The organism is Leptolyngbya sp. CCNP1308 (assembly GCF_034932455.1).
In the GTDB taxonomy this organism is placed as follows: domain Bacteria; phylum Cyanobacteriota; class Cyanobacteriia; order Phormidesmidales; family Phormidesmidaceae; genus Nodosilinea.
This window is the reverse complement of record NZ_JAYGIH010000081.1, coordinates 41659-55324: the sequence shown is the minus strand read 5'-3', so window position 1 is coordinate 55324 and position 13666 is coordinate 41659. Positions and strand designations below refer to the sequence as shown.

General features: G+C 60.7%; 6 protein-coding genes. 2 read left to right on the top strand and 4 right to left on the bottom strand.

The annotated features are described in order from the left end of the window. Positions 1-151: 151 nt before the first annotated feature. From VB780_RS24560 to VB780_RS24550, 3 genes are all read right to left on the bottom strand, one after another. Positions 152-6154, bottom strand: coding sequence for an aminotransferase class III-fold pyridoxal phosphate-dependent enzyme (locus VB780_RS24560; protein ID WP_323353818.1), 6003 nt, complete (start codon positions 6152-6154; stop codon positions 152-154). 99 nt (positions 6155-6253) lie between these two features. Continuing rightward, complete coding sequence (locus VB780_RS24555; RefSeq protein WP_323353817.1) at positions 6254-6553, bottom strand: acyl carrier protein; 300 nt, start codon at positions 6551-6553, stop codon at positions 6254-6256. A gap of 17 nt (positions 6554-6570) precedes the next feature. Next, the gene (locus tag VB780_RS24550; protein ID WP_323353816.1) at positions 6571-8316 is read right to left on the bottom strand and encodes a fatty acyl-AMP ligase; all 1746 of its coding nucleotides are present in this window, start codon (positions 8314-8316) and stop codon (positions 6571-6573) included. 334 nt (positions 8317-8650) lie between these two features. Between VB780_RS24550 and VB780_RS24545 the strand changes: the two genes are divergently transcribed. Continuing rightward, complete coding sequence (locus VB780_RS24545) at positions 8651-11194, top strand: TonB-dependent receptor domain-containing protein (protein ID WP_323353815.1); 2544 nt, start codon at positions 8651-8653, stop codon at positions 11192-11194. A 475-nt stretch (positions 11195-11669) separates the two neighbouring features. Here VB780_RS24545 and VB780_RS24540 read toward each other — a convergent pair whose 3' ends face one another. Then, entirely contained in the window at positions 11670-12473 is an 804-nt protein-coding gene (locus VB780_RS24540) for an ABC transporter ATP-binding protein (protein ID WP_323353814.1), read from the bottom strand. 160 nt (positions 12474-12633) lie between these two features. Between VB780_RS24540 and VB780_RS24535 the strand changes: the two genes are divergently transcribed. Then, entirely contained in the window at positions 12634-13638 is a 1005-nt protein-coding gene (locus VB780_RS24535) for an AraC family transcriptional regulator (RefSeq protein WP_323353813.1), read from the top strand. Positions 13639-13666: the final 28 nt, after the last annotated feature.

Sequence of the window (13666 nt, the reverse complement as noted above, 5' to 3'; positions counted from 1 at the left end):
CACGCCGTGCAAACCCTGCAACTCACCCACTCTACAAAAAGAACCCCCTGATCCAGCAGGGGGCCTAACCTGATGTCGCATTAGGGGGGACAACCTTACAGCGCGTGACACACTGCAATGCCCCTACGTTGGTCGTCGCCTGTCCGATCCTTTACAGCTGGCGACGGCTGGCAACTTCGAGCTTTTGACGGTTGTATGCTGTTAGGGTGTTCTGCAACTGTTGAGATTGGGCGAGAAGGGCATCATCTAGCGCTTGATTTAACGCCTGCACCGAAGCCGAAGCGTCGGAGTGCTCGATCATCAGGGTCAGGAGGGTGTCATATTCAGCGATCCAGGCTGCGATCGCGGCCTCATCAAAGCAGTCGCGGCGGTAACCAGCAGTCAAGTGTAGCCCCCCCTCGGCCTCACTCAGGTGCCAGCTCAAATCCCACCGCACGTAGATCGGGGGCTGGGGCATCGCTGCCACAGTCAACCCCTGCAAGTCAGGCACAGGAAGCGACGGATCAAGATTGAACAGCACGGGCACAATCGGCTGAAGTGGAGGGGCAGCATGGGGATGAGATCGCCCCTCGTTGCCCTGTGCCCAGCGCACCCACTGACTTAGGGAATAGTCGGCGTGGTCGTAGCATTCCAGCAGGCGATGGCGGGTTTGGTGCAGGTAGTCGCTTAGGGTCTGCGCTGGCTGAAGCTGGCTGTGTACGGGCAAAACATTGACGCAGTGGGCCACCAGCCGCGATCGCCCCGGCTGTCCCTGGCCCGCCACAGAAATGCCCACCATCAGTTCTGGGGCCTGGCTCCAGCGATGTAGCAGCAGGCAAAAACCCGCCAGCAGCGTCATAAAGGGCGTACAGCCCTGCCGTTGGCTCCAGGCCTGAAACCTCTGGTAGCGCTCAGTGGATAGCTGCCACGACTGATGGGCACTTTCGTAGCTGGGTGGATGGGGGCGGTTTTCCTTCGGAGAGGCTGCGCTAATAGCCTTGATTGGCAGCCGCCACTGGGGCAACGAGAGCTGCTGCCAGTAGGCCGCAGCCGTTCCCCGATCAGCCTGTTGAATATAGTCCTGGTAGGATACTGCTGGCGGCAGCATCGCGCCCTGCCGCTGTACAGCGGCGTTGTACAGCCCACTCAAGTCTTCTAGCAAAATTTGAATCGACCAGCCATCCACCACAATGTGATGCACAGTCAGCACCAGACCGTGGTGGTGCTCGGCCAGCTTCAGCACCTGCACCCGCAGCAGGGACGGCTGGGTGAGGTCAAAGGGGCATTGCTGCTCCGCGTTCAGCCAGCGCTGCACCTCGGCTTTTTGCTCGCCGGGTTCTACCCCCGTAAGGTCGATTAACGGCAGAGTCAGATTGAGGTGCGGCACAATTCGCTGCCCTGTGCCTGCGTCGTTAATCGCGGCTCTCAGCGCCTCGTGGCGATGGATCAGCTGCTGCAAACTCTGGTGCAGAGCTGTGAACTGGAGTGGCCCCCGCAGGTCTAACCAAACGCATTCTGTATAGGCTAGCGATGCCTCAGGATTGAGCTGGGCCAGCAACCAGATCTCTTGCTGGCTCTCGGTTAGCGGCAGATCCAGCGACAGATCTGCCATTGGATCTGTCGCTAGAGACTTTCCCGGCAGAAAGCCTCCCCGCTGCATCTGCACCACGGCATTTTGTACGACCTGAATAATCTGTTCTACGTCAGCCTCGGTGTGGGCGGTGGAGAGAAAGCAGTTGCGCCCTTCCCAGACGTAAATTCCCTGCTCGATCAGGTGGTAAAACAGCAGGTCATAGTTGCCGGTAAAGGCAAAGCGAAACAGCGAGCCAAACTGCACGATTTGAATAGGCACCTCGGCCTGGTCAAAGAAGGTGTTGAGCCGCTGGGCCAGGGCCTCGGTGCGCTGGTTGAGCTGGGTTTGCAGGTCAGCCCCCTGCTGCTTGAGGTGCAGCAGCACAGCTCTGGCCGCCGCCATCGCTAGGGGTGGTTTGCAAAACGTTCCGGCAAAGAAGGTGCGCTCAGCGCTAGGGTACGAGTCGTCGCCGTAGTGCCAAAGGCCGCCATCAATGCCATCCATATACTGGGCCTTGCCTGCAACGATGCCGATGGGCATACCGCCTCCCAGCACTTTGCCGTAGGTCGCTAGGTCGGCCTCTACCCCAAACCAGGCCTGCGCCCCGCCAGAATGAATGCGAAAGCCCGTAATGATCTCATCGAAGATCAGCGCAACTCCATGAGCCTCGGTGATACGGCGCAGGTCTTGGAGAAATCCTTGGGGCTGTAAGTCAGGGCGGCGGCTCTGCACCGGCTCCACCAGTACCGCCGCCAGCTCCGAGGCGCGGGTTTGAATGAGCTGAAGTGCGCTTGGTTCGCCGTAGGGCAGCACCAGCACATCCTCCACCATGCCGGGGGGAATGCCCGGAGCCAGGGGCACAGCAGCATCCCCCCCCGCGCGGGCCAGCACGCCGTCAAAGTGACCGTGGTAGGCATGTTCAAAGCGCACAATCAGGCGGCGGCGGGTGGCGGTGCGGGCCAGCCGCAGGGCGGTCATCACCGCCTCAGTGCCCGACTGGGTAAAAGTGACTCGCTCCATCCCCGTCAGTTCGTGGATTAGCTGAGCGACTTCCCCCGCCAGTTCGGCCTGGGGGCCAATCTGAATGCCTCGCTGGAGTTGGGCTGCGATCGCTTCCTGAATAAACTCGGGCCGATGGCCAAACAAATGCACCCCAAAACCCATCGTCAGGTCGATATATTCGTTACCGTCCACATCCCACAGGCGGGAGCCCTCGGCCTGGGTACCGACAATGGGGTAGAGCATTTCTTTAATTGAGGGGCGAAATCCGGCGCAGGCGCGGCTGTCAGCTAAATAGGAATGGCTGGCCTGCTTGCGGCGTTTTGACTCGGCGGTGCGCTGGGTGTAGCGCTGAATGAAGGCGTTTAGATAGCGCTGCTGCGGTTCGGTGAGTGACTGGGGCGTGGGCGCGTGGGGTTTAGGGCTCTGGGGAACAGGCGGTTGAGGGTCAGGGGCGGGGGCGATCGCCGGTATCTCTGACGGGCCTTTGACTTGAGCCTGACGCAGCAGATCGAGCTGCTGGGCCATGAGCTGCATCTGCTGGGCCACGATTTGCTCTAGGGCAGTGGGCGCGATCGCAGGTTGCACCCCAACTGCGGGAATTGCCGCAGTATTCTTAACCAACGAGGAAGGTACGACATCGTTATCGTCAGAGGAAGGCTGAGATACCGGGAGTTGAGGGGCCGAAACCAGCGTCGCCTCGGCAGGGCCATTGTTCTCAGACAAACTGTGCTGGGCAATATAGGCAGCTAACGCCTCCAGGGTTTGCAGATCTTCAAAGAACTGACGAATGGTGACTTTGACGCCAAAGCGCGCCTCAATGGCTTGCACTGCCTCAATCAGCACAATGGAGTCGGCCCCCAATTCTAAAAAAGGAGCCTGGGGGTCAAGGGTTTCGGGTGAGACCTGAAGCAGTTTTGCCACTAGCTGCTGTAAATCGGCCTGCACTGGGGCAACGGTAGCTGGCGCTGGCGAGTCAGAGCGGGCAGGCGAAGAAGCGGTAGACATCGACGTAAACCAATAGGACTGACGTTGAAAGGGATAGGTGGGCAGCGCGATGGGCCGCCCGGCTCCGGCATCGAGGGCGGCCCAATTGACGGGCAGACCGCGCACCGCCAGATGGCCCAGGGTTTGCAGCATCACCGACCCATCCTCCTGCCCTGGTTCTAGGGAGGGCAGCCAGGGCTGGATGGCCTCGGGATGACTGCGCCGGGCCATGCCCAGCAGGGTGGGCTGGGGGCCAATTTCGAGCCACAGGTTGGGGGTATGGCGAGCCAGGCTGTCGAGCCCGGCGGCAAACTGCACGGGCTGCCGCAGGTGTTGGCACCAGTAGTCGGCATCGGGGGCCGTTGTCAGCCGCTGCCCGGTCAGGTTAGAAATCAGTGGAACTTGCGGCGGCTGGCTGGGAATCGTCTGGGCGATCGCGGCAAACTCCGCCAGCATCGGCTCCATCAAGGGCGAATGAAAGGCGTGGGAAACTGCCAGAGGACGGCTGCGGATGCCCTGGTTTGAGAGGGTTTGCAGCACTTGCTCAATGGCGGTTGTGGCCCCAGAGATGACGGTATTCTGCGGCCCGTTGACGGCGGCGATCGCCACCTTAGCCAAAGGCTCTAGCAGGGGCTGCACCTGGTCAGCGGCGGCAAACACAGCGGCCATCGTGCCTTCGGGCGGTTGCTGCTGCATCAGACGCGATCGCACCGTCACCAGCCGCAGGCCATCCTGCCAGCTCAAACAGCCTGCTACGCAAGCCGCCGCATATTCCCCCAGGCTGTGACCCAGCACAATGCCGGGGGTAATGCCCCAGCTGCGCCACAGCTCACTCAGGGCGTAGGCTAGGGCAAACAGGACGGGCTGGGTATAGGCTGTTTGGTGCAGCAGGTGGGCTCGGTCATCTGTTTCGGCAAACATCACCGCCAGCAGGGGCACCGGTAGCTGCGATCGCAGCGCCGCATCGCACTCATCCAAAACGCGCCGAACGATGGACTGGGTTTCATAGAGCTGTCGCCCCATGCCGACAGTTTGCGCTCCTTGCCCCGTAAACAAAAAGGCCGGGTTCTGCGGCGGGCGGCGGGGAGCTTTCGCCGTTATAACGGCTGGATTGGGATGACCCTGGGCAAAATCCGTCAGGTGCGATCGCAGCTGCTCGGGCGAATTGGCCACCGCCATCAAACGGTAGGCAAAGTGCGATCGCCCGGTGTGCGCCGTTCGGCAAACATCCGCCAGGTTGACCGCTGGCTGGGCCTGCAAAAACTCGCCGTAGCGACCCGCCAGCGCCGCCAGGGCAGCTGCCGATTTCGCCGTCAGCATCAGCCCGTGCCAGGGGCGAGGCTGAGCCGCAGGGGCGGAGCGAGCGGGGGCCGCCGCCACAACAAGATGGGCGTTGCTGCCCCCAAAGCTAAAGGCGCTGACCCCCGCCAGCCGCCGCTCTACTCCCTCTGGCAGATCCCAGGGGCATCCCTGCTGAGGAATAAACAGGGGCGTATCGGTCAGATCGATGCGCGGATTTAGCGTATGCAGGTGCAGGTGGGCCGGAATGTGCTGATGCTGGAGGGCCAGCACCACTTTGATCAGACTGGCAATGCCCGCCGCTGCTTCCAGGTGACCTAGATTGGTTTTTAGCGACCCCAGGGCGCAGCGCTGCTGAGGTGATCGCCCGCCCATCAGCACCGCTTTGAGGGCATTGACCTCAATCGGGTCGCCCAGGGGCGTGCCCGTGCCGTGGGTTTCGACGTAGCTAATCTGGGCGGCGGGCACCTGGGCCTGGGCCAGCGCCTGGCAAATCACCGCCTGCTGGGCCGGGCCATTGGGGGCGGTCAGCCCATTACTCAGCCCGTCCTGGTTAATCGCCGAGCCCTGCACCACTGCGAGAATGCGATCGCCCGCCCGTTCGGCATCGGCCAGCCGCTTCAGTACCACTACCCCGCACCCTTCTGAGCGCACGTAGCCATCGGCGGCGGCATCAAAGGTCTTGCAGCGCCCGTCGGCCGCCATCATCCCCGCCTGCTGAAATACCCGCGTCAGCTCGGGCCGCAGAATGACATTTACGCCCCCCGCCAGGGCCAGATCGCAGTCTCCGGCGGTCAGACTTTGCCCCGCCAGATGCACCGCCACCAGCGACGACGAACAGGCCGTATCTACAGCGATGCTGGGGCCTTTTAGGTTCAGGCTGTAGGAAATGCGATTGGCGGCAATGCAGAGGGCCGTACCCGTGGCACTGTGGGAGTTCAGCCCAGCGGTCGGGCTGGTTTGTATCAAATCGCCGTAGTCGCTGTGGCTAATGCCGACAAAGACCCCCGTGCGGCTGCCGGCTAGCGACTGGGGTGCGATCGCCGCCTGCTCTAGCCCCTCCCAACAGACCTCCAACAGCAGGCGCTGCTGGGGATCAAGGTAGGCGGCTTCGCGGGGCGAAATGCCAAAAAAGGCCGCATCAAACTGATCGATGTCGGGCAAGAAGCCGCCCCAGCCTGCCGCCCCTAACCAGGGGCGATCGGGCGGCATCGGGGCGATCGCCTCGCGGCCCTGGTACAGAAGCTGCCAAAACTCATCGGCATTATTGGCCCCCGGAAACCGGCAGGCCAGGCCCACGATCGCGATCGGGTTCATTGTTCAAAAATCTCTCAATACAGATCAAACGCCTGTGGTATTTGGGGTTCAGCGCGTTACACCCCGGCGAGACGCCAGAATTTTGGGGAATGACATCCCCTAGCTCTCGCTGCCCAAATGCTCGGCCAGGGCGGCAATGGTGGGATAGTCGTAGAGCAGCGTAGGCGAAACCCGGCGCTGGAGCCAGTCTTCTAGCTCCCCTGACAGCCCCACCGCCTCGGCGGAGTCGAGCCCATAGCTGTCGAAGGGCACATCTGGGTCGATGTCGTTGGGATCGAGGCTGAGGCAGGTCGCCAACTGCTCCACCAGCCAGGTTTCGACAGTGGCAGCAGTCGGGGGAAGCGCAGTCGATCCGTCAGCGATCGCGCGATCCTGACGCTGATTAACAGGTTGATTCATAACAGAAACCCTGATTTTTATGATTGGGAAGTAGCGGGCTGGGCGGTGGTGAACGGGCGCAGCTGCCCGGCCAAAAACTGCGATCGACAGCGATCGCGCTGAATTTTGCCGCTGGAGGTTTTGGGAATGCTCCCCGGCTTAACCAGCACCACGGTTTCGACCCGCAGCCCGTGAACCTGGCTGACCCGCTGCCGAATTGCGCGCACCACGGGTTCGGGTTCCAGCCGCCGCTGCCACCCCCGCGCCACCTCCTGCACGACTACCAGCTGGGTCTGGTGGCCTTGCTCTACGGTAAAAGCCGCCCCCCAGGTCGAGTGCAAAGCGGGGTGGCTGGCCGCCACAGTGGCCTCCACATCGCTGGCGTAGTGGTTGCGACCGCGAATAATCATCAGCTCCTTCAGCCGCCCGGTCACAAACAGTTCGCCGTCATGCAGGCAGCCCAGATCACCCGTGCGCAGAAAAGGGCCAGCCCCAGCCGCACCAGCATCGGCCAGCCGGGCGTGAAAAATCTCCTCGCTGAGCTGGGGGCGCTGCCAGTAGCCCTGGGCCACGCTGGGGCTGGCCACCCAAATTTCTCCAACCTCGCTGGGGCGGCAGAGGGTCAGCGTTTCGGGGTTGACGATCGCCACTTGCCCCCCGTCAATCACCTGCCCACAGCCAACCAGCTGCCGACCCTGGGCCGCTGGCTGTAGGCGATGGGCCGTAAGCTGGGAATCATCCACAGTCAACAGCTTGGGGACACGGGTGCGATCGCCCCCGCTAATCATCAGCGTGGCCTCGGCCATGCCGTAGCAGGGGTAAAACGCCTCCGGGCGAAACCCGCAGTCAGCAAAGGCCGCCGCAAAGCGCTCCAGGGTGGCCGCCCGAATCGGCTCTGCCCCGGTAAACGCCACCGTCCAGGGGCTCAGATCGAGCCCCTGACGCTGGTCTGGCCTGATCTTTTCCACGCAGAGTTCGTAGGCAAAATTGGGGCCGCCGCTCACCGTTGCCTGGGTCTGCGACACAGCCTGGAGCCAGCGCAGGGGCCGCTGCAAAAAGTCAACCGGCGGCATCAGCATGGTCGGAAACCCCGCATACAGGGGCGTAAGAATGCCGCCAATCAGCCCCATGTCGTGGTAGGGCGGCAGCCAAATAACGCCCTGGCTGTGGTGGTCAAGGCCAAACTTGTGGCTAATCGCGGCCACGTTGTGCAGTAAGTTGCCGTGGCTAATCTGCACGCCCTTAGGCGCAGCGGTCGAGCCTGAGGTGTACTGCAAAAAAGCAATATCGTCGGGGGCGAGGATCGGGGGCTGCCAAGCGATCGCCCCCTCAGGAGCAACAGCATCCACCATCAGGCAGGGAATCGCAGATAGCGGATGGGGGCAAGCTGGCTGCGCCGAGCTCGTCAGAATGAGAGCCGCCTGCACCTCGTCAGCAATGCGTTCAAGGCGGTCGAGTGACTGGTTGGGGCGAGGGGGATACACCGGCACCGCGATCGCCCCGGCATAGAGACAAGCACAAAAGGCCAAAACGTAGTCCAGTCCTGGCGGGCAGAGCAAGAGTACTCGCTCGCCTTGCAGATTTTGCCGCTGCATCTGAGCGGCGATCGCCCGACTGCGGCAATCTAAATCGGCGTAGGTCAACGCGTCGGGCGCAGCGATACCGTCATTCCAGAGTTGCAGGGCAACCCGATCGGGCTGTCGGGCCGCCCGATCAATTAAAAGGTCAACCCAGGTCAGGCCGAGGGCAACAGCCGGGGAGCAATCCAAGGTCAGAGGGGGCATGGGGTAAGGCAAAGCAGTTGCGAATGAAGCCAAAAGCTGTTTTTGCTTAATTGACACTATTTCTCAAGAAGTATAGGTAGCTTAGGTCATCCGCGCAAGGGGCGATCGCAGGTAAACAATGCCAATAGCAGCTGGAATAGGTTCAAAATCATTTCCGGAAACCATTGTGCCTGGGCTTGACAAAGGGACTCGTTTCCCACTAACTCTTTAGTAAGTATTCTCATTAAGATCAGTTCCTTCTGTTTCGAGTTGACAATATTCTCTTTAGCGCGGCGGCGTTCAGTACTCCGCCGCGCTCGTTTCAAGCTGTTTAGTGGTGTGTGAGGACTTGACCGTGAAACTGTTTTTAGAACCCTGCGCCTTTGGAATATCAGGCGCGATCGCCGCCGCGATCGCCCTGCCCGCCTATGCCCAGACCACCGTTATTACCGCCGTGCAGCTGGTGCAAACCGAAGCCGGGCTGTCGCTGACCTTTGAGGCGGGCACCGACGCGCCCCTGCAAACCTTTATCAACCGCGATGGCAACACCGTGGTGGTCGATGTGGTCAATGCCCAACTGCAAACCTCCGAGGGCGACGCCTTCCAGCAGTCCAATCCGGCGGCGGGCATCGAGTCGATTGCGGTCAGGTCGCTGGCCACCAACCGCATCCAGGTCACCATCGTTGGCGAAACGGCGGCTCCCGAGGTGGCGATCGCCCAGCAGTCCACCAATTTAATCTTTGCCATCAGCACCGCCGCCCCCGACAGCGAAGCGCTTACCCCTGATTCCCCGGCATCCCCCGCCGCGCCCCCCGTCACCAGCGAAGGCGGTGCCCCCATTCGCGTAGTGGTCACCGCCACCCGCACCGAAGAAGCCCTGGAGGATTTGGGCCGCTCCGTCACCGTCGTTGACCGCGAGCAAATCGAGCAGCAGTCGGTCCTCTCCCGCGATGTTGCCGATATTTTGGGCAATCTGGTGCCGGGCTTTGGCCCCCCCAACCAGTTGCGCACCACCCGGGGCCAAAACCTGCGGGGCCGCGAGGCCGCCGTTTTGATCGATGGCGTGCCCCTCTCCACCAACTTTCGGGTCAACCGCCAGGAGTTGCGCAGCATCGACCCCTCGGCGATCGAGCGGGTTGAAGTCATTCGCGGCCCCAGCGCCATCTACGGCGGCCAGAGCACTGGCGGCGTAATCAACATCATCACTCGCCCCCCCGCCGATGGAGAGGTGGCGATTGAAACCCAGGTGGGCGGCAGCGCCTCGTTAGGCAGTCTAGAGGGAGATGGCTTTGGCAGTATTTTCTCCGTTGGGGCCTCGGGCGGCTTCGATCGCAGCGATTTTCGCCTCAGCATCTCTCGCGACCAAACCGGCAGCTTCTTCGATGCCCAGGGCAACCGAATCGTCTCGGAGGCTAGCCTCAGCGAAACCACCAGCTACAACCTGCTGGGCAAAATCGGCTACGACCTCAGCGACCAACAGCGGCTCGACTTTACCATCAACTATTTCGATGCCGAGCGCGATACCGAGTATGTCGCCAACCCCTCGACGCTGTTGATTCCCGGTCGTCAGGTGGCCCAGTCCTTGAGAATTCCCGGCTTGCAGCGCGACAACAACCCCGGCGATCGCAACCTGCTGGTCAACCTCGGCTATACCCACGAAGACTTGCTCGGTAGCCAGGTGCAGGGCCAGATTTACTACCAGGAGGCGATCGCTCGCGGCGAGTTTGCCGACGGTCGCCTGGGCGGCGAATTCTTTCCCTTCCTGTTTCAGTCGCGGCTCGATGCCGAACGCTGGGGCGGTCGCCTGCAAATCGAAACGCCCTTAAACACCGCCGAAACCCTCAACCTGCTCTGGGGCGCAGACTATGAAAGCCAGGAAAATCAGCAGATTACCGCCCGGTTTGACCCCGTGGCCTTTGATACTCAGCGCCGCCTCACCACCGTCCAAGAATTTGACTTCACCCCTCCCTACCGACTCAACAGCCTGGGCCTGTTTACCCAACTCGACTGGGAGGCCAGCGAGTCGCTGCTGCTGCGCGGCGGCCTGCGCTACGAAAATATCAACCTCGACGTCGATGACTACTTTTCCGCCACCCGCAACCGATCCATTCAGGGCGGCAGCCGCAGTTTTGACGATATCGTTTTTAACGCTAGCGCCGTCTACAGCCCCGTCGAAGACATTGCGCTCTTTGCCAGCGTGGCCCAGAGCTTTAGCGTGCCCGAGTTTAGCCGCATTTTGAGGACACCCCCAGCCGGGTTTGTCAGCGTCGCCGACGACCTCGACATCACCCAGCCGATCAAAGTCACCGAGTATGAGCTCGGCGTTCGCGGCAACTGGCCATCAGTGCAAACCAGCCTCAGCGGGTTTTACAATACCTCAGACCTGGGTGCCAGCCTGGTACCCAGCACCACTGGGCTGCTCAGCATTCAGCGCGCCCCCCAGCGAGTCTACGGTGTTGAAGCCACCCTCGATTGGCAGCCCGCCGACCAGTGGGGCATCGGCGGCACCATCAGCTGGGTCGAAGGCGAAAACGATGTCAATCAAGACGGCGACTTTCTGCCCCTCAACAGCGGTGAAATTGCCCCGATTAAATTCACCGCCTACCTCGAAAACGAAACCCTGCCCGGTTGGAATAATCGACTGCAAGCGCTGATTGTCGGCAATCGCAATCGAGCCGCCGCTGCGGGCGTAGAACCCTTACCGATCCAGAGCTATGCCACCGTTGACTTCATCAGCAGCGTGGATATCGGCTCGGGCACCCTGCAAATCGGCGTTGAAAACCTGTTTGACACCCAGTATTTCCCAGCCGTGGCTCAATTTCTCTCGGGCTTTGACGATCGCAACTACATCGGCGGTCGAGGCCGTACGGTTCGTATTCTCTATTCAACGACGTGGTAGCCAACCTTCTCCGGTTAGGTGAAAAACCTCTGAATAGGCTAGTCGGCTGCTAATACTAAATCCTACTTGGCTACCCCCGATTCCTCTGGGCAAATGCCATTTACCCCTACGGTTTCGCCTGGTGAAAATTGGGGTTGTGCGATGCGGATTTAGTATAAGAGGACGTTTGAAAAGTCATCTTTACTTGTAGCAAAAGTGAAGATCCCCCTCAATCCCCCTTAAAAAGGGGGACTTTTACCCCCCTTTTTAAGGGGGGCAGGGGGGATCAGCCGGTGACTAAAGCTACAGCGACTCACTTTTCAAACACTCTTTAAGCCAAAAATGACAGGGTAGGTAATTTCTTAGAAAGGACATACCCCCATGTAGGGGCGCAGGGCTTGCGCCCTTGAGAAGCATCAAAATTCTCGGGTATTTTCGTTTCCAAAATTGTTCTTAGTGAGGTTCAGGGTTCACGGTTTCAAGTTCACGGCAGGGCTTAAACCGCCTGACTAATGGGAATACACAAAGGAGTGTTGGAAACCGGGTCGGTGATGATCCGACTCTCTAGGTTAAACACCTGTTGCACCAGGGTTTCGGTCATGACGGTGATCGGTTGACCCTGGGCGACTACGCTGCCGCTGCGGAGGGCAATGAGGTGGTGACTATAGCGGCCTGCCATATTTAAGTCGTGCAAGACCATAACGATGGTGCGCCCTGTTTGCCGGTTGAGGTTGTGCAGCAGGTCAAGCACCTCAATTTGGTGGGCCAGGTCGAGGTAGGTGGTGGGTTCGTCGAGCAGCAGGATTTCTGTGTTTTGGGCCAGGGCCATGGCAATCCAGGCGCGCTGGCGCTGGCCACCGGAGAGGGTGTCGAGGGGGCGGTTGGCAAACTCGTGCAGGTGAGTTGTTGCGATCGCCTCCTCCACTTTCAATTCATCTTCCTTCGACCACTGCTGGAGCCAGGTTTGGTGGGGGTAGCGACCCTGGGCGACTAGCTCGCGCACGGTTAGCCCCTCGGGGGCGGCGGGGCTTTGGGGCAATATGCCCAGGCGCTTGGCGAGGTCTTTGGTGGGTAGGCGGGCGATCGCATCGCCATCCAGATACACCGTGCCGCCCTGGGGCCGGAGCAGCCGCGCCAGCCCCCGCAGCAGGGTTGACTTGCCGCAGCCGTTAGGCCCCACCAGGGTAGTAATCTGGCCCTGGGGAATCGCTAAATCAAGCCCCTGAATGATGACATTGCTGTCGTAGGCCAGGGTGAGCTTGCGGGTGGTGAGGGCAACTTGGGTGGCAACATCGAGCATTTTGTTGGGAGGGCTATCAACAAAGACCTAGGAGTGATTGTAGTGGATCAGCGGCCCTGTTCTAAGGCTCATTCACACTCCTGCCCGCCGCTTGACTTATGCAGGGGCATTGGAGACTATTAGGATCAATTCGCAACAATTCCTGAGATCTCCCTTAGCCATGAGTCTTGAGCTGACTACCCGAGAGGTCGAGGCCATCTGGACAGAGGCCCAGCAGCACCGCCCGTCCGCTGTTTCAATCGATCGCCTAGAAACCATCTGTACGGTGCCATCACAGCTGGGCAATGGCTACCACCGCTACCTAGAACTGTGCCCCGGTTTAGATCTTTGCCTGGTCAACACCACCTCCCACGATGTGGCCCATCACGTGCCCGAAAACCAGCATCCGGTGCAGTTTATGGCCTTTCTGTCGGGGGTCTACGACAGCGGCGACCTGGTGCTGATCAATGCTGAGCAGGGCTATGTCGGCGGTAGCGGTATTCAGCCGCGCCACCGTGTCCACAGCCCTGGCTGGCATCGCCACGTTGGCGTTAATATTCACCTGACATCGGCTCTGTTTCAGCAGTTGTTCGCATCCGCTGACGGAGCGTTGCCCCCGACCCTGCAGCCCCTGCTACAGGAGAATGACTGTCAACATCGGTTTTCTCCTAAGATGACCACCGCCATGCGAACCGTGGTGCAGCAGATCCTCGCCTGTCCCTTTGTCGGCATCACCAAGCGGCTGTATCTTCAGGGCAAGGTGTTCGAGCTGATGGCGCTACAGCTGGATGGCTTGCTCAACGAGGGTACGGCGACGCCATCGGCATCTCCCAAGGCTGACACCGTGGCGCGCATTCACTACGCCGCTGAGATTTTGCGATCGCACCTTGAGCAGCCCCCCCATCAAACCGAGCTATCCCAGCGGGTGGGTCTGAGCGATCGCACCCTGCAAAAGGGCTTCAAAACCGTGTTTGGCCTCACCCCCTTTGCCTACCTGACCCAGCAGCGTATGCACCAGGCCGAACACCTGCTGCGCCAGCCCCACCGCACCGTGGCTGAGGTGGCCAATATGATGGGCTACGCCAACCCTGCCCAGTTTGCCGCCGCCTTTAAGCGGCAGTTTGGCCTCACCCCCCGCGAATGCCTGCGGGGAAATAAACCCGCCCAAACTTCGCTTTTGGGGTGATGGTGCGGTTTTGGGGTAGATGCGATCG